The 19,535-nt window shown below is 37.5% G+C and carries 23 protein-coding genes, 1 tRNA gene and 2 riboswitches; of the genes, 10 read left to right on the top strand and 14 right to left on the bottom strand.

The window, feature by feature from the left end; translation table 11 throughout:
• Positions 1-39: 39 nt before the first annotated feature.
• Together KQ486_RS01350 and rpmG are read right to left on the bottom strand one after the other, a co-directional pair.
• Positions 40-627 carry a 5-formyltetrahydrofolate cyclo-ligase gene (locus KQ486_RS01350; protein ID WP_144158420.1) on the bottom strand — a complete coding sequence of 196 codons (588 nt, stop codon included), beginning with the start codon at positions 625-627 and terminating at the stop codon, positions 40-42.
• A 926-nt stretch (positions 628-1,553) separates the two neighbouring features.
• Complete coding sequence (rpmG, locus tag KQ486_RS01345) at positions 1,554-1,703, bottom strand: 50S ribosomal protein L33 (protein ID WP_144087458.1); 150 nt, start codon at positions 1,701-1,703, stop codon at positions 1,554-1,556.
• A gap of 162 nt (positions 1,704-1,865) precedes the next feature.
• Here rpmG and KQ486_RS01340 point away from each other — a divergent pair, with 162 nt between their 5' ends.
• The 5 genes from KQ486_RS01340 (at position 1,866) to KQ486_RS01320 (ending at position 6,411) form a co-directional block, all read left to right on the top strand.
• A complete protein-coding gene (locus KQ486_RS01340) occupies positions 1,866-2,105 on the top strand; it encodes a hypothetical protein (RefSeq protein ID WP_216686557.1) in 240 nt (79 codons plus the stop codon).
• Between the two features lie 14 nt (positions 2,106-2,119).
• Positions 2,120-2,608, top strand: coding sequence for a hypothetical protein (locus KQ486_RS14290; protein ID WP_246569045.1), 489 nt, complete (start codon positions 2,120-2,122; stop codon positions 2,606-2,608).
• Positions 2,609-2,630: 22 nt separating this feature from the next.
• Complete coding sequence (locus tag KQ486_RS01330) at positions 2,631-4,172, top strand: rhomboid family protein (RefSeq protein WP_216686556.1); 1,542 nt, start codon at positions 2,631-2,633, stop codon at positions 4,170-4,172.
• A gap of 35 nt (positions 4,173-4,207) precedes the next feature.
• Entirely contained in the window at positions 4,208-4,399 is a 192-nt protein-coding gene (locus tag KQ486_RS01325; RefSeq protein WP_216686555.1) for a YqgQ family protein, read from the top strand.
• Positions 4,400-4,524: 125 nt separating this feature from the next.
• Positions 4,525-6,411, top strand: coding sequence for an LTA synthase family protein (locus tag KQ486_RS01320; protein WP_216686554.1), 1,887 nt, complete (start codon positions 4,525-4,527; stop codon positions 6,409-6,411).
• Positions 6,412-6,717: 306 nt separating this feature from the next.
• On the opposite strand, the gene KQ486_RS01315 is transcribed toward KQ486_RS01320, so the two are convergent.
• A complete protein-coding gene (locus KQ486_RS01315; RefSeq protein WP_144158435.1) occupies positions 6,718-6,891 on the bottom strand; it encodes a DUF2759 domain-containing protein in 174 nt (57 codons plus the stop codon).
• Positions 6,892-7,050: 159 nt separating this feature from the next.
• Between KQ486_RS01315 and KQ486_RS01310 the strand changes: the two genes are divergently transcribed.
• Positions 7,051-7,674 carry an MBL fold metallo-hydrolase gene (locus KQ486_RS01310; RefSeq protein WP_144158438.1) on the top strand — a complete coding sequence of 208 codons (624 nt, stop codon included), beginning with the start codon at positions 7,051-7,053 and terminating at the stop codon, positions 7,672-7,674.
• Between the two features lie 111 nt (positions 7,675-7,785).
• Here KQ486_RS01310 and KQ486_RS01305 read toward each other — a convergent pair whose 3' ends face one another.
• The 9 genes from KQ486_RS01305 to comGA all read right to left on the bottom strand — a co-directional run bounded on the left by KQ486_RS01305 (position 7,786) and on the right by comGA (position 12,152).
• Complete coding sequence (locus tag KQ486_RS01305) at positions 7,786-8,028, bottom strand: DUF2626 domain-containing protein (protein WP_144158441.1); 243 nt, start codon at positions 8,026-8,028, stop codon at positions 7,786-7,788.
• 91 nt (positions 8,029-8,119) lie between these two features.
• Positions 8,120-8,191 (bottom strand) — tRNA-Gln (locus KQ486_RS01300).
• Positions 8,192-8,203: 12 nt separating this feature from the next.
• Positions 8,204-8,611: a hypothetical protein gene (locus tag KQ486_RS01295; protein ID WP_144158444.1), complete on the bottom strand. Its 408-nt coding sequence runs from the start codon at positions 8,609-8,611 to the stop codon at positions 8,204-8,206.
• Entirely contained in the window at positions 8,559-9,008 is a 450-nt protein-coding gene (comGF, locus tag KQ486_RS01290; protein WP_216686553.1) for a competence type IV pilus minor pilin ComGF, read from the bottom strand. The genes KQ486_RS01295 and comGF overlap by 53 nt, the downstream gene beginning before the upstream one ends.
• Positions 8,986-9,258 carry a hypothetical protein gene (locus tag KQ486_RS01285; protein WP_144158449.1) on the bottom strand — a complete coding sequence of 91 codons (273 nt, stop codon included), beginning with the start codon at positions 9,256-9,258 and terminating at the stop codon, positions 8,986-8,988. The genes comGF and KQ486_RS01285 overlap by 23 nt, the downstream gene beginning before the upstream one ends.
• 46 nt (positions 9,259-9,304) lie before the next feature.
• Positions 9,305-9,796 (bottom strand): competence type IV pilus minor pilin ComGD, encoded by a 492-nt coding sequence (gene comGD / locus KQ486_RS01280; RefSeq protein WP_216686552.1) that lies wholly within the window; start codon positions 9,794-9,796, stop codon positions 9,305-9,307.
• Positions 9,786-10,112: a competence type IV pilus major pilin ComGC gene (gene comGC, locus KQ486_RS01275; RefSeq protein WP_144158455.1), complete on the bottom strand. Its 327-nt coding sequence runs from the start codon at positions 10,110-10,112 to the stop codon at positions 9,786-9,788. Before comGC ends, comGD begins: the two co-directional genes overlap by 11 nt.
• Positions 10,113-10,132: 20 nt before the next feature.
• A complete protein-coding gene (locus tag KQ486_RS01270; protein WP_144158458.1) occupies positions 10,133-11,176 on the bottom strand; it encodes a type II secretion system F family protein in 1,044 nt (347 codons plus the stop codon).
• Positions 11,094-12,152: a competence type IV pilus ATPase ComGA gene (comGA, locus tag KQ486_RS01265; protein WP_144158461.1), complete on the bottom strand. Its 1,059-nt coding sequence runs from the start codon at positions 12,150-12,152 to the stop codon at positions 11,094-11,096. The genes KQ486_RS01270 and comGA overlap by 83 nt, the downstream gene beginning before the upstream one ends.
• A gap of 33 nt (positions 12,153-12,185) precedes the next feature.
• On the opposite strand from comGA, the gene KQ486_RS01260 reads away from it, so the two are divergent.
• A complete protein-coding gene (locus tag KQ486_RS01260) occupies positions 12,186-12,680 on the top strand; it encodes a shikimate kinase (RefSeq protein WP_186278477.1) in 495 nt (164 codons plus the stop codon).
• 124 nt (positions 12,681-12,804) lie between these two features.
• Here the strand turns inward: KQ486_RS01260 and KQ486_RS01255 are convergent, their stop codons facing one another.
• Together KQ486_RS01255 and KQ486_RS01250 are read right to left on the bottom strand one after the other, a co-directional pair.
• Positions 12,805-13,611, bottom strand: coding sequence for a YqhG family protein (locus KQ486_RS01255; RefSeq protein WP_144158467.1), 807 nt, complete (start codon positions 13,609-13,611; stop codon positions 12,805-12,807).
• On the bottom strand, positions 13,598-15,202 hold the full coding sequence (locus KQ486_RS01250) for a DEAD/DEAH box helicase (RefSeq protein ID WP_216686551.1): 1,605 nt from the start codon (positions 15,200-15,202) through the stop codon (positions 13,598-13,600). The genes KQ486_RS01255 and KQ486_RS01250 overlap by 14 nt, the downstream gene beginning before the upstream one ends.
• A gap of 125 nt (positions 15,203-15,327) precedes the next feature.
• Positions 15,328-15,415: riboswitch (glycine riboswitch) on the top strand.
• 3 nt (positions 15,416-15,418) lie between these two features.
• Positions 15,419-15,502, top strand: a riboswitch (glycine riboswitch).
• 61 nt (positions 15,503-15,563) lie between these two features.
• Between KQ486_RS01250 and gcvT the strand changes: the two genes are divergently transcribed.
• Genes gcvT through gcvPB form a run of 3 tightly spaced genes read left to right on the top strand, consistent with a single transcriptional unit; the run spans position 15,564 to position 19,487 of the window.
• The gene (gene gcvT / locus KQ486_RS01245) at positions 15,564-16,667 is read left to right on the top strand and encodes a glycine cleavage system aminomethyltransferase GcvT (RefSeq protein ID WP_216686550.1); all 1,104 of its coding nucleotides are present in this window, start codon (positions 15,564-15,566) and stop codon (positions 16,665-16,667) included.
• 14 nt (positions 16,668-16,681) lie between these two features.
• Complete coding sequence (gene gcvPA, locus KQ486_RS01240; protein ID WP_144158476.1) at positions 16,682-18,031, top strand: aminomethyl-transferring glycine dehydrogenase subunit GcvPA; 1,350 nt, start codon at positions 16,682-16,684, stop codon at positions 18,029-18,031.
• Positions 18,024-19,487 carry an aminomethyl-transferring glycine dehydrogenase subunit GcvPB gene (gene gcvPB, locus KQ486_RS01235; RefSeq protein WP_216686549.1) on the top strand — a complete coding sequence of 488 codons (1,464 nt, stop codon included), beginning with the start codon at positions 18,024-18,026 and terminating at the stop codon, positions 19,485-19,487. Before gcvPA ends, gcvPB begins: the two co-directional genes overlap by 8 nt.
• Positions 19,488-19,535: the final 48 nt, after the last annotated feature.

Raw genomic sequence — 19,535 nt, 5'->3', positions numbered from 1 at the left:
ATTAAGCGATGATGACTTTTTCTAATGGCATATTCGAGTTTAAGAGCCTTTTTTACGTTCGATTTCGCAGTGAATCATCCGATCTTCAGTGATAATGAAATCAACCGGGATATCATATTCATCAAATGGAACGTACTGGACGAGTTGCTCTTCCATTGCTAAAGAAACAGTTATATTCGGATAATCAACTAAATAACGGTCGTAGTAACCGCCACCGTACCCGACACGATAGCCCTTTGGGTCAAATAGTAAACCAGGAACGATGATGAGATCAATAAAGTCTTTATCAATTAATTTTTCCCGATGATCTTTTGGCTCATATAAGTCCAGATATACATTTTCTAATTCATTTTTATTGGTGTATAAATAAAAATCCATGTGGTTTCCTTGTTTTGGAAAGCATTTTGGAATGGCCACTTGTTTTCCTGATTTCCAAGCTGCTTTAATGATTTCTTCGACATTCAGTTCGATATTTCGAGGTATGGTTAATGCGACTGTATCAGCTTCTTGCCACCAATTCGTTTCCAACAAATGTACCATCATGCTATTGAGACAATCGTCTTTATCTTGGCGAGGAATGTGGTGAAGCAATCGCTTACTGAGTGTACGATAGACATGTTTTGACATCTAGCACCGATCCTTTACTTTATTGTAGAATGTTTATGTTTAGCATATCACGGATAACGGTTGTTACGAATTTATTTTAAGTGTTCCTATAAAGAAAGGATTAAATACTCACAGCAATTTATTTTATATTCATGAATTGAGTGAGTCTATTCGGGGATAGCACACTTTTTTTATGCACTACCCCTGATTTGAGTGCGTCTATTAGGGGATAGCACACTTTTTTTCAGCTCTACCTCCGATTTGATTGCGTCTATTAGGGGATAGCACACTTTTTTTATGCACTACCCCTGATTTGAGTGCGTCTATTCGGGGGTAGCGCACTTTTTTTCAGCTCTACCCCTGATTTGAGCGCGTCTATTCAGGGGGAGCATGCTTTTTTTCAGCTCTACCCCCGATTTGAGCGTGTCTATTAGGGGATAGCACACTTTTTTTCAGCTCTACCCCCGATTTGAGCGCGTCTATTCAGGGATGGCGTACTTTTTTCATGCACTACCCCTGATTTGAGCGCGTCTATTCGGGGGTAGCACACTTTTTTTCAGCTCTACCCCCGATTTGAGCGTGTCTATTCGGGGGTAGAGCGCTTTTTTTCAGCTCTATCGCCAATTTGAGCTCACATCATCGTAAGGGTGTTGCTTGTTTCTTACCGTATCTTATCTTTTGGTATAAAAAATTAGTCTATTGTTGTTCTTTTTATTAAAGATTTTATAATGAATGCTTTCTACAGTTCCTACAGGGAATTATTCAGGGGCTTGGTAATTCTGACCGATTTCAACGTTCGCGAAATCAATGTATTTCTTTTTTGGCATAATTAATCGCTTCAATAGGAAGTAGACAGAGGAGCCGATTATACATCAAGTATTGACGGGTTGATGAGATTTATTCAAGTAATAAAATATAAAAAAAACAGCAGGCAGGAACCTACTGTTTTACTTCGTTTCACGATGTAGCGTATGTTTTTTCAAACGCGGGCTATATTTTTTCAATTCAAGGCGCTCAGGGTTCGTACGCTTATTTTTTGTCGTAATATAGTTACGATCACCTGTTTCTGTGCACGCTAGTGTAATTTGTTCACGCATCATGATTCCTCCATTCTGCACTTATCATTTTGACTTCATTATCATACCAAAGAACAATTCGAGTTTCAAGCATTGAAATAGAACTGTTACAATTTTAGTGCCTCGTTAAATGAATTTATGATAAACTAGAGTTTAGGATTTTTTACAAATGGGGTGTATGTATTGATCATCGCATTAATCAGTGTGAGTACTGTAGGAATCGTGTTATTTATCTTATCTTTTTTCATGACCGATCAACTTAAAGAAATAGAATACCAAGTCGAACAAATACGAATTTCCTCTTTACAAGATCGTTATTTAATCAATAATAAAATGAAGGTTCTAGAAGAAGAGTTATTGTCAGAGCCGCTTGATGTACGTGATTATCAAAAAGATTCTAACACTAGTCATTGGAAAAGCTAAAGGGTGAAAGCAAATTGAAACGAATCGTAATGGCCTATTCTGTTGGTCTGTTGACTGCAACCTTCATCTTTGCAATTGTTTATTGGTTTCAAGAAGATTCAAGCCAGGCAACAGAGTCTTCGAATGTTCCGGAAGAAGCGATACAAACATATATTGAGGAGCAAGAACTCAAGTTAGTTCCTCAGGTTGAATATACTGAATTGGTGAATCAAAATCAGAAATTAACGGATCGACTGAATGAGTTACAAAAAGAGGATAGCCTAACAGATGAGTCGGCATCTTCAAATGATCAAGGTACTGTTGATTATATTTTGGAAATTGAACAAGGGATGAATTCATCTGACATTGCTGAACTTTTGGAAAAAAATGAAGTGATTGTTGGCACAGAGCCATTGATTGATTATTTGGCTGAGCACGATTTAAGTCAAACGATTCAATTAGGTTCTTATGAAGTTGATTCAACAATGAGCATTGAGGAAATTGCGCATTTAATCACACGTTGATGCCTCTTGAGGAGCTGTTAAATTGTATATAACTGAACGATATACACTTTTAAGAACAGTTGAATATTTAGTAAACCAGGAACAGTTCAATCTAATTCAGATCATGCCAAATCAAAAGGAATATTTGCTGGAAAAGACTGAAAAGGGTTCGACGCATATCGTCACTATAAGTCACCAGACATTTGATTGGGCAAAGCAACTTGAGCGGGATATCCAAGGAAAGACAGAATCATTTTTCAGGCAAAATCCACCACGTGGCCGAAACAAATACTATCTTCATTTCGTTTATATTAGCGACCTTTTACCTGTTGATCATTGGGAACATCTATTGGAAGATCGGCAGTTGAAAAAGAATAAACGATTTTCTTCATCTGTTTATTTATTTAGTGAGGAGTACAAACAACAGGAATTCAACCGATTATTAAGCCGGATGGGAAGAGATCCATCAAACTTGTTTGATAAGCTCCCGACAATCGAGGAACAAGAATCATACACGCAATATATCGAACAACAGCTCTATTCGACCTATAAGCAACAGCAGCGTGAAATTAAAGAAACATTCCACTATGGGAAGCCGAAATGGATATTTATACTAATTGCGCTTAATTTATTTATATTTATGTATATGGAATCCGTTGGAAGCTCCACCAATACAAAAGACCTAATTGACTTTGGAGCGAAATACAACCCCGCAATCGTTGAGGGAGAATGGTGGCGCATATTCACATCCATGTTCCTTCATATAGGTGCAATGCATCTGTTCATGAACATGATGGCTTTATATTTTTTGGGGGAAGCGGTTGAACGTATATTTGGAAGTAAACGATTTTTGTTTATTTATCTCTTTGCAGGACTATTTGGCGGAGTTGCAAGTTTCGCAACGAATGATGCAATAGCGGCAGGTGCCTCTGGTGCAATCTTTGGGTTGTTTGGTGCGTTATTATTTTTTGGTGTACATTATAAACGTTTATTCTTTCAGACGATGGGCTCCAGTTTGTTTATCGTGATCGGCATCAACTTAGTTTTTGGATTTACGATTCCCCAAATTGATAATGGCGCACATTTGGGCGGTTTAATTGGTGGCTTCATTGCCTCACAAATTGTTCATTTACCGTACAAAAAAGCAATCGTAAAGCAATTCGCTGCAACTTTAATATATGTAGTAATTATTGCTGGTTTGGTTGTATACGGAGTAAACCGAGCAGATAGTCTTGACAATCCACATACATTTTCTGCAACCGCTCAAGAACTAATTTCTGAAGGTTCATATGATGAAACTATAGAGTTAGTGAATGATGAATTAGATCGAGGAAGTGAAGAGGCGTATCTATACTTTTACCGAGGTATCGCTTATTTCGAAAAAAGTGAAATAGATTTAGCAGAAGATGATTTTCATACGGCTGTTGAAATCGATCGAGATTTTGCAGAGGCTTTTTTTAATTTAGCGGTTGTTCACTCACGATTGATGGAGGCAGAGGAAGCGCTGAAATACGCTGAGAAGGCCATTGAATTACAACCAGATAACGAAGAATTTGAAAAATTTTATCAAAAATTAAAACAATAATATAATGTTAAGTTGAAAAAATTGTAGGTGGAATTATGGAGACATTTTTTGATGTACTTCAATTACTAAAAAAGTATGGAATTTTTATTTACATTGGTGATCGGTTAGCTGAATTTAATTTAATGGAGCAAGAAATCAATGAATTGTATCAAAATAAACTGATCACCAATGAGGAATATATGCGTGCACTTTTGATTATCAAAAAGGAACGTAGGAAATATAGTTGAAAAGCCCCGTTTGTCTAATTCAAATAACGGGAATAATAAATACGATATGATTTGAAACTTTTAGTCTAATAACTCGTCTTATTTATATAGGGAGTTATATCGAGATAAAAGTAAGGAGACTTCACATGAGTAAAATAAAACATATACCATTATTTATAATCGCAGCTGTACTCCTCGGAGTAAAAACATATATCGTCTACCGCTTTTATTTTAATCTTTCAATTGAATCCATTTTTCAAGAAACCATTCTGATCATTAATGCATTGGCAATCAGTGCATTCATTTTGTTTCTTGCTGTATGGATGAAACCTAAGAGCCAAAAGCGATACATTAAATATACTGTACTGATCATGAGTTTAATTGTTTTTGCAAATTTGCTGTATTACCGAAATTTCACTGATTTCGTAACGATTCCAACTTTGTTCCAAGTTAACAACGCGGGAGACTTGGGATCAAGTGTATTTTCTTTGTTTCATTTAACGGACATATTATTATTTCTAGATGTATTTCTCATTTTCTATTTTGCCAAACGGGACACCTTTCCTGTTAAGGAATATTCAGGTCTGTTCAAAAGAAAGTTAATTGTCGTCTCATTGGCGGCGTTAGCACTTAATTTGACACTCGCAGAAATTGAAAGACCAATGTTGTTCAAACGTGGCTTTGACCGAGAATATTTAGTGAAAAACGTAGGGGTCTTTGCTTTTCACGCGTATGATATGGTTCTAACGGCATCAACCCAATCAAAACGATTATTCGCTGATGGATCAGAAATGAACGACATTGAAGAATATGTCGACCAAGAAATCCGTTCGACAAACCAAGTAACCTCAACGGACATGAAAGGGATTGCTGAAGACAAAAATATTATCTACATTGCTGCAGAATCATTACAGTCTTTCGTGATTAATAAGGAATTGAACGGAGAGGAAATCACTCCATTCCTGAACGACTTAGTCGAAGACAGCTATTATTTTGATAACTTTTATCATCAAACATTATTAGGAAAGACATCTGATCATGAATTCATTTTAGATAACAGCTTATATCCTTTGCCAAACAGTGCTGTATATTTTACGCATGCACAAAACGAATTTCATTCCTTACCTAAAATAATCAAAGAAAAAGGATACTCATCTTACTCGATGCATGCGAATAACGGAAGCTTTTGGAATCGTAACACCATGTATGAAACAATGGGTTATGATAAATTTTTCGACCAAGAATCGTATGAAGTTAGAGATGAACATTCCTTCGGATGGGGATTGGAAGATAAAGAGTTCTTCAGACAGTCAGTTGATCTAATGAAAGATTTAGAAGAACCTTATTATTTGAAAATGATCTCATTAACAAATCATTTCCCGTTTGATCTACCTGAAGAAAAAGCGAGCATTGACAAATTTGATTCTAATTCAACGACACTAAACCAGTATTTTCAAACCGTTCGTTATTTCGATGAGTCTTTGGAAGTATTATTCAATGAGCTTAAGGACGCCGGCATGTATGAAGATTCAATCATCGTTATTATGGGGGATCACTATGGAATTAGTTCATACCATAATAAAGCGATGGCTCAGTTTCTCGGAAAAGAAGAAATTACACCATATGACGAGGTTCAATTAGAGAGAGTACCTTTATTCATTCATATTCCCGGAAATAAAGATAATCAAGTCATTTCAAAAGTTACCGGGCAAATCGACTTTAAACCGACTATTTTAAATATGTTGGACATCGAAAATCAAAATGACATTGTTTTTGGTAATGATATATTTTCTGATGAACGAAAGGGCTTCATTGCTATGCGAGATGGTACAGTGGTCGGTGAAGAGTATATTTATACAAGTGATACATGTTATGAACGTTCTAGCGGTGATATAGCAGACGAAAGCGCATGTACAGATATACAAGAACAAGCCATGCAAGAATTAACGTATTCTGATGAGATTATTTATGGCGATTTATTCCGATTCTACAACTTTGATAAAGGTGAAATTATCGAAGAAGAAGAGGATTAGGTATAAAAGACACTGCAATTTATCGCAGATGTCACCTTATGCCCTGCAGGTTGCAAGCTGAAGTGTATCGTGAAGTACCATTGAAGCAGAAACCCGAGCGATTTATGAACAATTAAATCGCTCGGGTTTTTATTTCTTCTGTAAAACCTTTAATCTGTCTCCTTATGTTAATAATCTTGTTTTAACGCCATTGAATCTCAATCCATATAAAAAGGGACAAATCATTACGATTTGTCCCTTTTGACTTAGATATAAGTACTTGTTTGTCTCTTTAAGTAAAGAGTACCATAATCAACTGAAAATTGATTAGGACACTTTGGATGAGATCTCAGAAATGAGTGTCATAATTGAGAACCAACCAAATAAAAGAGTAGTTGCACCTGCAAAAAATACAGCTAAGAAATTGCGGTTTTTAATTGAGCGTAACGTACCAAAAATACATACAATTGCAACGAGTAGAAATATAATTGCCAATACCATTTTATAGTCCTCCTTGAATGCCATAGTTCCTATTGTTATGATAACATAGTCCATTAAGATAAAAATATACGTATTCACAAGCTAAAACCTATTTTATAAGAAAAAGACTATCCTGTCGAGTATTTTCACCAAAAATACATATATCAAGGAGGAGAAAATATGAATATCCATTTATTTCAACTGGGTTTATTGGGAACCAATTGTTATTTGTTACAAAAAGATGGTGAAGCATTAGTCATCGATCCGGGTGGGGATCCTCAAACAGTCCTACAGAAGATGCAGGAGAACAACTTAAAATTACAAGCCATTCTTTTGACTCATGCCCACTTTGACCATATTGGTGGGGTTGAAACATTACGCGAAAAAACAGAAGCTCCTGTGTACTTACACGAAAAGGAATCTTCATGGTTAACGGATCCCTCTTTGAATGGTTCTGAGTTTTTTCAAGTCGGTACAATTTCCACTTCGCAATCAGCTGACTATTCAATTAAACCAGGGCACCACAAAATTGGAAGCTTTACATTCGAGGTGTTTCATACACCAGGTCATTCACCTGGGAGTGTGTCTTTTTGGTTTGAAGAAAAGGATGTTTTATTTGCCGGAGATACGTTATTCCGACAAGGGATCGGGAGAACAGATTTGCCATTCGGTGATCATGAAACATTAATTCAATCAATCCAAGAACATATACTTTCACTACCGGAAGAAACAACTGTTTATCCGGGTCATGGACCTGCTACACAAGTAGGAGAGGAAAAAAGAACCAATTCATTTTTAATTTAAAGTTTAGTTGGACAAAAAAAGATGGCAAGCAATAAATTATTGCTTGCCATCTTTTTTCATTTAGCAGATTTAATCTGCTTTCGTCCAAGTTAGTCTCTGTTTTCTTTTGATTTAAGAAGCAAATCCAGGTTCTAAAAGGAAGGTTACATAGTATGTGAAACCTATCATAAAGACTGTTAAGTAAGCACCAAAGATATACATATAAAGACGCTCAGATAGGTTTAAGTAACCAATTCCCAAGAAGAAGACCGTTTGTGCTAAGAATAATAGAGACATGTTGATCATGTCACCAACATAGAACATGACGGCGAATATACCCGTCCAAAATGCTATTCCGCGAAAAACGCGATCCATGTCTATTCCTCCTTCTCATAGGAACTCGTCAGACATATTATATACGAAGCAATGTTTATTGTAAATGAATAAATTATGACGGAAAAACAAACTGGGCTGCCAGGATTCGAACCTGGGCGTGACGAGACCAAAACCCGTTGCCTTACCGCTTGGCTACAGCCCAATTGATACAACACTATTGTGATCGGATTCCGTCACTTTTATTCATCAACGTCGTATGTTTATATGTCGTTCCTCGTGATGTTTCTACAATCAATTGTACTTGATAAGTGGATGAAGATTCAAGTGTATAATGAGTGGTAACATGACCATCGTGATACTGAAAATATAAAGTTCCTTCGGATTCTGAAGTAAGATCAAGAATTTCTTGGAGATCATGTTGAGCTATTTGCATGAACTGTTGAATTTTGTGCTGTTCTTGAATCAGTAGTAAATTTTCTGTTTGTATATGCTGTAGACTAAGATGGTGTAAAAGAATGGTAGTAACGATTAACAGGATAGTTAATAAGTATACAAAAACAAATCCTTGTTCATTCTTGCTTAATGGTTTTAATAGGAAATGAATAATATTTCGTATACGCATGGCCACGATCCCTTTCACCTGTCAGTGAGAATAAGTGACTACCTACTCTTTTAGTCGAAAAATCCTTTACATCTTGTAGAATAACTTCATGCCCACTATTGTTCACTCTGCGACGAATGGTATTAAAATATAATTCGTAACGATTTACTGTATCGTCGGCTAAATGAAATTGTATAGCTTGGTCTTCAAGGGAAACGAACTGTGCCTGGCTGAATTCGTTCATCAAATAAAAATGGAATTGTCGCCATTCGTAATCCGTCTTATAAGACGGACTCTCGATCTGTTGCACGGCGATCAATAACGGAAGAATAAGAGATGTGATCAGCATAAGGATCGTCAAAGCAATTAAGGTGGACAGTAATGTGAAACCTTGATTATTCTTTATATATTGGCACATATAGACACATACTTTCTTCGTTGTTCTGTTGGTTCAACCATGTGAAGCATCCGAATTGTTTATTCTCAAGATGTTCCGTGCTCCAATTGAATTCGTACCCTTCGATTGTCACTATTTCGCCTGCGACTTCGCTACCGATTGATTGAGTAACGTACCTTGATAAATGCTCTTCAGCGACCATGGCTTGTTGTAACGATTGATTATGATTCATCGCATGGTATATAACTGGCAATAAAAAAATAATAAACATGACAAGACATCCAAAAGCTAACAAAAAGTCAATTAGAAGAAATCCTTTAGATGATTGAGTTAATTCGTTGCATGCTTGTTTTATTTTTCTCAATTTTAAACTGTCCTTTTCCAAAGCTGAATGTTATTTTGAATCTATAATCCTTAAAAATAATTTGAAAACTCCCGGGATTTGATAAGTTTCCTCGTGAAGTAAACGTAAGAGGATTTTTAAAGTTATTGAGCTTGACTTGAATGTCTTCTCGATATTTTCTCTCAATCAATGGTTGGGCAAAGGAAGCATGACGGATGGAATACATATGATTGGAAGGGTCGAAATACAATTGGGGCATAATTTGTTTGGTCATTGTATATTGTTGTAAATAAAAAAGGTCATTTTCAAATGTTTCCAGAAATTGATCCACTGTGTCTTCAGAAGGTTGTCGATTTTGAACCGAAAGATAGAAATGAGAGAGGATCAAAACAATCGATAATACAACCAGTATTTCAATAAGTGTGAAGCCCTCTTGGTTGGATGGTCGATTGGCTTTAATTTCCACTTGAAGGCTCACTTACTTCTGTTACTTCTCCCGTCGTTTTGTTGATGGATAATGGAGAACCATTCGGACAAGAAGATTGTTCAATGTAAGCACTGTCGACAAGTTGGTCAATCGTCGGAAATTCTTGATTTTCCAGTTTATATAATTGGACTTGTGAAGAAACAATTTTTTTATATGCTTCACACCCTTTCTCATCCACGGTATCATTATGTTTTGTTAAATTGGGTACCGTAATTAAAATCAAAACAGATATAATCAATAATACAATAAGCATTTCGATTAGCGTGAAACCTTTTTGGTTCATTATATTTTTCATCATCAAGCTCCTTATCCTCGTTATAGTTGGTTAATCATTTGAAACATGGGAAACAAAGTGAATGAATAAATCAGTACAATCATCAATCCTAAAACAATGTAGATTGCAGGCTGTATAACCATCATGGCGTTTTTTAATTTTTCTTCCATTGAGTCGATCGCAAGGTTTGTATAGTTTTGAAGGTCTTTTGCTAATGTACCTTGTTCAGTGGAACGTTTGATCATTAACTTAAACTCCGATTCCAGGATGGGGAGGTCTTTAAAAGCGTTATATAGAGACATGCCTGTTTTCAAATTGTCTGCAAGTAATGAAGCGAAGTATTGGATGGAGGGCATATAGTCTTGCTCTTGAATGATCAGGATAGCTTCTTTAATAGTTTTTCCGCTTTGTAACAGTGAGGCTAATTGATAGGAAAGTTGTGCGGTTACGAGCATTTTGAAAATACCATGAAAAAGGGGCGTTTTTTCATATAATGCAATCTTTTTTTCAACATTAGATTGACGATGGAACTTATAAAGCAGCAGAGAAGCAATGATGCCACCAATTAAAAGGCTCAAGAATAGCGTTTGAGTTATTTGCAGAATTAGCTGGTATGTCGGTAATGAACCAACTGCCCCCATGCTCCGAAATGACCTTTCAAACATGGGGAGTAAAAACATATTCAGTGCGAATAACAAAATAATACAAACAGTCAACAAAAAAAGAGGATATCTAAGTAATTTTTTGAGTTTTGTTTGAAATTCTAATCTCATGGTCAGCAATCGATTCAAGTGGATGAGATGCTCACTTAAATTTCCAGATTCATTGGAGAAAAATAAAAAAGATACAACGATTGGCTGGAAGTCATGTTGTTTGAAACAATCTTTTAATGATGTTCCTTTTTCTAATGAACGAACAAACTGTTTTGCTAGGTGGCCGAGTTGGGGATCATAGGTCAAAAATTCCAGCGCTTGCTTCATGGAGTGATCTCGTTCTAGTAATTTAGCCATCCGATTTAAAAATGTCACTTGTGTGCTGAGATTTAGCTTTTTTGTTTGAACTGTATTGAACAATCCCTTCCGCATGAGCTCTCCTCCTTATTCGATCGAGGGAAAGGAAATCTTCATGGTTGATAGGAGAAATTCCTTCGATTGCCCGCTCTAAGGCTTGGCCCGAAAGCAATTCGGCAATCGCTGACCTTGAAGTAAGACCGTTCCCTTTATGTGTTGGTGATAGCTCAACAAGCTGCTGTGCAACAATGCCAATAATTGATTCACGTAAATCACTTGGAGGAATGCCCATCTGTTTTAATCTTGATAATGTGCCAAACGTGTCTCTTGCATGTAATGTAGATAAAACAAGATGACCAGTAAGAGCTGCTCTTATCGCAAATTTCGCTGTTTTTTCATCACGGATCTCACCGACCATAATAATGTCTGGGTCATGACGCAAGGCTGCTTTTAGTCCTACATCGTAATCAAATCCGGACTTTTCATTCACTTGAACTTGTAAAATTTTATCAACGGATTGTTCGATTGGATCTTCTAACGTGATCGATTGAAAGCCATATTCCTTTGTAGCTTGTTTTAGGAGTGCATACATTGTTGAGGATTTACCGCTTCCTGTAGGGCCTGTAAATAAAATGATTCCAGAAGAGACTTTCAACCATTTCATTAGTTGTTTAGCCTGTGATGGAAAAACGAACAACTCTTCAATATTCGGTTCGTATTGCTCCGGCAAAACACGAATTGCAAGGCTTTCTGTATCCTTTAAAGGAAGGGTGGATAATCGCAAAAAGTAAGTGTTCTCTTCTACCTGTAAAGAAAGGGTTCCATCTTGAGGTAAGCGATTTTCAGCAATGTCCATACCTGAACGAAACTTATAGTAACTTAATAATGATTGATATTGATTTCGAGGGATTTTTTTATAGAACCAGCGATAGCCATTGATTCTAAAATAGATATGACATTCATTTGAACCTGGGGAGAAGTGAATGTCCGTTGCTAAATAAATAGTAGCGTCCGTTAATAAAGCATTCGATATTACTTCTGGTTGCTTCACTAATGATAACCTCCTTATGAAAGGATGATAAACATGAAGCCGATCGCACTCATTGGTTTTATGGGATCGGGTAAGACATCAATCGGTCAGCTTCTTGGAAAGAAATTAGCGTACCCGGTGATTGACTTAGATGAACAGATTGAGAAAAACACAAATATGACGATTGGAGCCATATTTGACACAAAAGGAGAAGAATGGTTTCGAAATAAAGAGGAAGAAGAGTTAAATAAATGGACTGGGAAGAATGTGATTGTTAGCACGGGAGGCGGAATTATAAGTAGAAAACAAAGCCGAATTCGATTAAAGCAACACTTCCATACATTTTGGTTACATGCAAGTTTTGAAGAAATCATGAAGCGGTTAGTTGAGGAAGATGGAACGAGACCACTTTGGCAAAAGTCTAAAGAAGAAAGAAAAGAGCTATATTTAAAACGAGAGAGCATGTACAAACAAGCTGCACATTATATGATTTCTACGGACGGACGCAAAAAACATGAAATTGCTGAAGAAATTATCCACCTAATGTAGTTATACGTAACCGGTCTTTAAAAGTCAAAAGGAGATAATTTATTTATCTCCTTTAGAACTTTTTATTATTAAGCTTACCAAAAAGTATTTCAACAACAAATTGAAAATAATGTCATATTCCCTATTAAGAAATTAATTCTTTCGACATTTGCTCGGATACATAAAAGCAACCTAAATTGATCCATTCCAAGTCTACTTGTGGATATAAACGCTCAAATATTTGGTCCTTTGCTCGTTGGTGATCTGCATCGTCTTTGTCATCATCGATAATCAACTTATTCAACATATTCATTTCACGCTCATAAAGTTTGTGAGATTTATTGACAAAGTCCGATGATTTTTGTTTAATTCGTTGTTTGAGCTCTTCGGTTACTCGCTCAACAGCTCGTTCGTCAGAAATGATTTTCGGCAAGGTGAAACAAAAATTCGGCACAGCTGAAACAAAGTTTTTGTGTTCCATTTCATCCATCATCTGAAAGCGCATTGTTCCATCAATTAAGCGAATGCCAACACTTACAAGCTCATCTTTTGACTGGTATCCACGATACTTCACACGTATATTGCACACTAACCAAGGGTGTAGGGCTGTTTTCATTGTTTCGTTAGACTGGCAATCCTCGTAAAGGACGGTATACGCACCCTCTTGTTGGATGATTTTGAAGATCTGATCCAGTCGAGGAGAACCGAAGTGAATCCACTCTCCTTTAACCTGTTCTCTTTTTTCTTCTGCTGTAATGAAAGTTACGCTCATCGTTTCGCCGACCTTACCTAGCTTCTTCACATACTGCCAATAAAAAGGCCTATTCATCAACTGTTCATCCAGTTGTTCAGTTAACTTAATCGTTAAAATACCATCGGATTTTTCCACGATGGATGCTTGTCTCGATTCAAAGAAGTCGATTAAGAATGGTTGTATTTCAACTTGTTTCATTAAAAGCCTTCCTTTCTGATTGGTGCGATTTAGCCACTTCTATTAAATTATCCAATTTGATGGATGCTTCCTTGTCACTAGCGGATTCAGAGAGTATTTCTTTCATTTCATCTTCGAATTTTCCGACACCGATATCACTTAGAATTTGATCGAGCTCGCCGACGACACCTTCGAATAGATCGAGCTTTTCATATAGGAGATGAAGTATTTTCTCATCAACGGTATTTTTAAGGATCATATAAAAAATTCGAACATTGCGCGTTTGACCATATCGATGAATTCTACCGATTCGTTGTTCCAACTTCATCGGATTCCAAGGTAAGTCATAGTGAATCATGTTTCTACAATGCTGTAAGTTAAGGCCTTCTGCACCTGCGTCCGTTGTAATTAACACGTCTGCTTTGGTCTCAAATAAGTGAAGCATCCATTGTTTTTTGCTTTTTCGAAAATCTCCGTTATAAGTTACAGCCAGCAATCCATGTTGATGAAGTAACCACTGTAAATAAATTTGAGTCGCTTTATATTCGGTGAAAATAATGCATTTCTCACCAAGCTCTTTAATAAAATTCATTGTTTGTATCGCTTTGGCATGGTGAGGAAGCTCTTTTAATTCATTGATTCGATCAATGGCGTGCTCGGTTTGATTTTTTGCTAACATTTGAAAACAAGCTTCTCTACTTGAACAGATTCCTCGTTTAAAGGTCAATTGTGTCAATGGATGGTTGTGCTGTTCGTCATGGATTGAATCGTAGAATGCTTGTTCTTCCTCGGAAAACTCTGCATAGATTGTTTCAATGTTTCGTTCAGTCCACTGACTTTGTGTTTCTTTACGCAAGTTTCTCACCATTGATGTTTGAATCAATTGTTTCATCGCTTCTTGAGTTTCTGGATTTTTTTTCAATTGTTGTTTAAAAGCTTTTTTCTCACCTAAAAGGCCAGGTCTTACAATCTGAACTAAATTATAGATTTCATCCAGCTTATTTTGAATCGGTGTAGCTGTAAGCAACAAACAATAGGTTGCTTTGATTTTTTTAATGAATTGGTAATTTTTCGTTTGACTATTTTTTAATCGATGTGCTTCATCAACAATTAGCATGTCGTACTTTTGTTGAAGAATCTCTTCTTGATGGGGTGACTTTTTCGCCAAATCAATAGAAGTCACCACAACTTCATATAACGTCCAATCATAGGAACGGTGCTTGGCTCTGGCAGGAATGAAAAATTTTTGGTTCAATTCTTGTTCCCATTGACGAATTAATGAGGAGGGAGTTAAGATCAATACTTTTTTGACAAGCCCTTTTATCATTAATTCTTTCAAGACCAACCCTGCTTCAATTGTTTTGCCAAGGCCGACTTCATCAGCTAAGATTGCACGTCCATGCATTTCGTGAAGCACTTTTTCAGCTGCTTCTTTTTGATGCGGCATCGGTTCTAGTTCAGGTAAAAAAGACAGACATGCGAGTCGTTCACCCTGGGTGCTTTTCATTTTTGTAATATCATAGGCTTGCTTGAATGTTCGCCAATCACAATTTGTTTGTTTCTGTAGTTCTTGACACTCTGATACTAATTGTTGATTGATTTGAACGTTCATACCAGACAATTCCTCCTTTTCTGACGAGTTGTTAAAACCGCTTACAGTCGACTGATACTTATGGTATAATATAAATAAAGATTCATTAGAGTAGTATGTGCAAAAAATAGAATATCAACACGCGAATGATTACAAGGGGAGAGACTGGGGAACCAGCGCCGACGGAGCAAGTAGGAATACGAATCTCTCAGGCAAAAGAACCCTTGTAGGACGCACCTCTGGAGAGAGTCTAAATTTATAGACCACCAAAGATGTAAGCAGTGATTGATTTCTGTGAAACTTTCAGGTGACAGGACAGAGAGAATTCCGAATGTTTTTATTTGGTATTCTCTTTTTTTATGTTCAATGGAGGAGGGGACTTATGAGTGAGTTAAAGCAAACACCTCTATATCCGGTTTATAAGGAATATGGAGGGAAAACAATTGATTTTGGCGGTTGGGCATTACCCGTTCAATTCGCTGGAATTAAAGAAGAACATCACACAACTCGAGAGAAGGCAGGATTATTTGATGTTTCACACATGGGGGAGATCGCTGTAAAGGGAGAAAACAGCGAAGACTTCTTACAAAAGATGGTCACCAATAATGTGTCTAAGATCAAAAATGGTCAAGCACAATATACATTCATGTGCAATGAACAAGGTGGCGTCATTGATGACTTTCTCATTTATAAACTCGATGAGAATGATTACTTACTTGTAGTGAATGCTGCCAATACCGAAAAAGATTTTAATTGGTTAAAGCAGCACCAAATAAACGGAGTTGAAGTGGATAACGTCTCTCACGAATATGCACAGCTTGCACTCCAAGGACCAAAGGCTGAACAAATTTTACAAAAACTCACCGAAACAAATCTGAAAGAAATTAAATTTTTCCGGTTTGATGATTCCGTTGAATTCCACGGAATTGATGGCAAGACAATCGTTTCTAGAACCGGATATACCGGCGAAGATGGCTTTGAGATTTACTTGCCAACGACTTCTGTCATCGATCTTTGGAAAGCGATTCTCGAAGCTGGTCAGGAAGAAGGGATCCAACCTGTTGGATTGGGAGCTCGTGATACACTTCGTTTTGAAGCGGGGCTTGCGCTTTATGGACAGGATCTCTCAGAAGAAATTTCACCTATTGAAGCAGGTTTAGGCTTTGCTGTAAAGACAGACAAAGAGACCGATTTTATCGGGAAAGAAGCATTAACCGAACAAAAGAATAAAGGTGCTTCTCGAAAACTAGTCGGATTTGAAATGCTTGATAAAGGAATCCCTAGACACGGTTATGATGTTTTGAAAAACGAAGAAACCATCGGCCATGTGACATCGGGTACCCAGTCACCGACACTTGGTAAAAATTTAGGTACAGCACTCATTCCGAGCGAATTTGCGCACGAAGGTGAAGAGATTGACATTCAAGTCCGGAAAAAGACATTGAAGGCAAAAATTATCCCGACACCATTTTATAAACGAAAGTAAGAGGTGATTGTTCTATGCAACATCGATATATTCCGATGACAGAAACAGATAAAAAAGAAATGTTAGATACAATCGGTATTTCATCTACCGATGATTTATTCGCTGATATTCCTGAAAAGGTTCGATTTCAAGGGGAGCTGGATGTAAAACCAGCCAAAGATGAACATGAATTAACTAAGGAATTGACGCAGCTTGCGGCTAAAAACGTTCATACAAAATCCCATGTCTCGTTCTTGGGCGCAGGTGTATACGATCATTACATGCCGTCTGTTGTTGACCATATGATCTCTCGTTCTGAGTTTTATACAGCTTATACACCTTATCAGCCGGAAATTTCACAAGGTGAACTTCAGGCTATCTTTGAATTTCAGACGATGATCTGTGAATTGACTGGTATGGACGTAGCCAACTCATCCATGTATGACGGAGGAACAGCACTTGCTGAAGCGGTAAATTTGAGTGCGGCTCAAACAAAAAAGAGTAAAGTATTGGTCTCTAAAGCCATACATCCGGAATCCATGGACGTCATTAAAACCTATACAGCAGGCCCGAACGTTGAAGTTGTCGAAATTGACATCAAAGATGGATTGACCGATTTGGACCATTTGAAAGCTGAATTGGATGAAAATACGGCGAGTGTTGTCGTTCAATATCCAAACTTTTACGGTCAAATGGAGCCGTTAAAAGACGTACAAGAAATAGTAGGACAACAAAAAAAGACGATGTCCATTGTATCAAGTAATCCACTAGCGTTAGGTTACTTAACGCCACCTGGTGAATTTGGGGTTGACATTGTCGTTGGCGATACGCAGGTCTTTGGAATTCCAGCACAGTTTGGTGGACCACATTGTGGATATTTTGCAACGAACAAAAAGTTAATGCGAAAAGTACCTGGTCGCCTAGTCGGTCAAACCGTTGATGAAGAGGGACGTCGTGGCTTTGTTTTGACATTACAAGCGCGAGAGCAACATATTCGCCGTGATAAAGCCACATCGAATATTTGCTCGAACCAGGCATTAAATGCACTGGCGACATCTGTCTTTCTCAGTGTGATCGGTAAACGTGGAATTAAAGAAATGGCGACAAAAAATATGAAAAAAGCACGTTATGCTAAAAAAGCATTGGAAAATGCAGGATTTGAAGTGTTATACAGTAATCGTTTCTTCAACGAATTTGTTGTGAAACTAGACCAAGACATAAAAAATGTGAACAATCAATTGAACGACAGAGGATTTATCGGAGGCTTTGATTTAGGAAAAGTAGATGAATCTTTTAAGAATCACATGTTGGTTGCTGTCACAGAGATTCGATCCAAAGAAGAGATTGATCAATTTGTTAAAGAATTGGGTGATATCCATGGCTAAAGAAAAAGACTTTCCATTGATTTTCGAAATGAGCAAAGAAGGAAGAAAAGGATATCAGTTACCTGAATTAGATGTTCCTGACGTAGACTTAGATGCGGACTTTGAAGAAGATTACATCCGAAAAGAAGCACCAGAATTACCTGAAGTCAGTGAACTTCAAATCGTGCGACACTATACAGCATTATCTAACCGAAACCACGGAATTGATTCAGGTTTTTATCCACTGGGTTCGTGTACGATGAAATACAATCCAAAGATCAATGAAGAAATTGTTCGCTTGCCTGGTTTCAGTTTTGTACATCCTTATCAAGATGAGGAAACAGTGCAAGGAGCAATGGAATTGATGTACGACTTGCAAACTTCCTTGGAAAATATTACAGGCATGCACAAATTCACACTCCAATCAGCAGCAGGTGCTCAAGGTGAATGGGCTGGGTTGATGATGATCCGTGCTTATCATGAGGCCAATGGGGACACAGAACGCACCGAAGTCATCGTACCCGACTCCGCTCATGGTACAAATCCAGCATCTGCAGCGGTAGCGGGATTTAAAGCGGTCACTGTAAAAACAAATGATCGCGGCCTAGTTGATTTAGATGATTTAAAACGTGTGGTCAGTGAAAAAACAGCTGCATTGATGCTAACGAATCCAAATACACTTGGCCTTTTTGAAGAAGAAATCCTTGAAATGGCTGAAGTTGTTCATGGAGCTGGCGGACGTTTATACTATGACGGAGCGAACTTGAATGCCATTATGGGGTATGCAAGACCTGGTGACATGGGCTTTGATGTTGTTCATTTAAACTTGCACAAAACATTTACTGGTCCTCACGGCGGTGGTGGTCCTGGTTCAGGTCCTGTCGGTGTTAGCGAAGAAATGGCGAAATTTTTACCGAAACCTGTACTGACGAAAGAGGACGATCAATTTACGTTTGACTACGATCGACCAGACTCAATCGGTCGGATTAAGCCGTACTACGGAAACTTCGGCATTAACGTGCGTGCCTATACGTATATCCGTTCAATGGGACCAGACGGATTGAAGCAGGTCAGCGAAAATGCGGTCTTGAATGCGAATTATATGATGCGTCGTTTACAAGGAGAGTTTGAATTACCATTCGATCAACATTGTAAGCACGAATTCGTTATATCTGGAAAAAAACAAAAAAAGCTTGGTGTACGTACATTAGATATGGCGAAACGCCTGCTTGATTTCGGATTCCATCCACCAACCATCTACTTCCCGCTTAATGTGGAAGAAGCTATGATGGCCGAACCGACGGAAACGGAATCAAAAGAAACGTTGGATGAGTTCATCGATGCATTAATTTCGATTTCTAATGAAGCAAAAGAAGATCCTGAAATCGTCCAAGAAGCACCACATACGACGGTAGTTAGCCGAATGGATGAGACATTGGCAGCTAGAAAACCTGTTTTAAGATATGAAAAAGAATAACTATTTCTTGATAACCCGAACGAAGCAATTTTATTGCACGTTCGGGTT

The organism is Allobacillus halotolerans, from assembly GCF_018967645.1.
Classification (GTDB): Bacteria; Bacillota; Bacilli; order Bacillales; family Alkalibacillaceae; genus Allobacillus; species Allobacillus halotolerans.
Note: the sequence above shows the minus strand (reverse complement) of the source record. Positions and strands in the feature narration are given on the sequence as shown.

Bases quoted from the DNA above. Each gene is read 5' to 3' on its own strand.
- KQ486_RS01350 (WP_144158420.1), bottom strand. From the start codon at position 627: ATGTCAAAACATGTCTATCGTACACTCAGTAAGCGATTGCTTCACCAC.
- rpmG (WP_144087458.1), bottom strand. From the start codon at position 1,703: ATGCGTGAACAAATTACACTAGCGTGCACAGAAACAGGTGATCGTAAC.
- KQ486_RS01325 (WP_216686555.1), top strand. From the start codon at position 4,208: ATGGAGACATTTTTTGATGTACTTCAATTACTAAAAAAGTATGGAATT.
- KQ486_RS01320 (WP_216686554.1), top strand. From the start codon at position 4,525: ATGAGTAAAATAAAACATATACCATTATTTATAATCGCAGCTGTACTC.
- KQ486_RS01315 (WP_144158435.1), bottom strand. From the start codon at position 6,891: ATGGTATTGGCAATTATATTTCTACTCGTTGCAATTGTATGTATTTTT.
- KQ486_RS01310 (WP_144158438.1), top strand. From the start codon at position 7,051: ATGAATATCCATTTATTTCAACTGGGTTTATTGGGAACCAATTGTTAT.
- KQ486_RS01305 (WP_144158441.1), bottom strand. From the start codon at position 8,028: ATGGATCGCGTTTTTCGCGGAATAGCATTTTGGACGGGTATATTCGCC.
- KQ486_RS01295 (WP_144158444.1), bottom strand. From the start codon at position 8,611: ATGCGTATACGAAATATTATTCATTTCCTATTAAAACCATTAAGCAAG.
- comGF (WP_216686553.1), bottom strand. From the start codon at position 9,008: ATGTGCCAATATATAAAGAATAATCAAGGTTTCACATTACTGTCCACC.
- KQ486_RS01285 (WP_144158449.1), bottom strand. From the start codon at position 9,258: ATGTTTATTATTTTTTTATTGCCAGTTATATACCATGCGATGAATCAT.
- comGC (WP_144158455.1), bottom strand. From the start codon at position 10,112: ATGAAAAATATAATGAACCAAAAAGGTTTCACGCTAATCGAAATGCTT.
- KQ486_RS01270 (WP_144158458.1), bottom strand. From the start codon at position 11,176: ATGCGGAAGGGATTGTTCAATACAGTTCAAACAAAAAAGCTAAATCTC.
- KQ486_RS01260 (WP_186278477.1), top strand. From the start codon at position 12,186: ATGAAGCCGATCGCACTCATTGGTTTTATGGGATCGGGTAAGACATCA.
- KQ486_RS01255 (WP_144158467.1), bottom strand. From the start codon at position 13,611: ATGAAACAAGTTGAAATACAACCATTCTTAATCGACTTCTTTGAATCG.
- KQ486_RS01250 (WP_216686551.1), bottom strand. From the start codon at position 15,202: ATGAACGTTCAAATCAATCAACAATTAGTATCAGAGTGTCAAGAACTA.
- gcvT (WP_216686550.1), top strand. From the start codon at position 15,564: ATGAGTGAGTTAAAGCAAACACCTCTATATCCGGTTTATAAGGAATAT.
- gcvPA (WP_144158476.1), top strand. From the start codon at position 16,682: ATGCAACATCGATATATTCCGATGACAGAAACAGATAAAAAAGAAATG.
- gcvPB (WP_216686549.1), top strand. From the start codon at position 18,024: ATGGCTAAAGAAAAAGACTTTCCATTGATTTTCGAAATGAGCAAAGAA.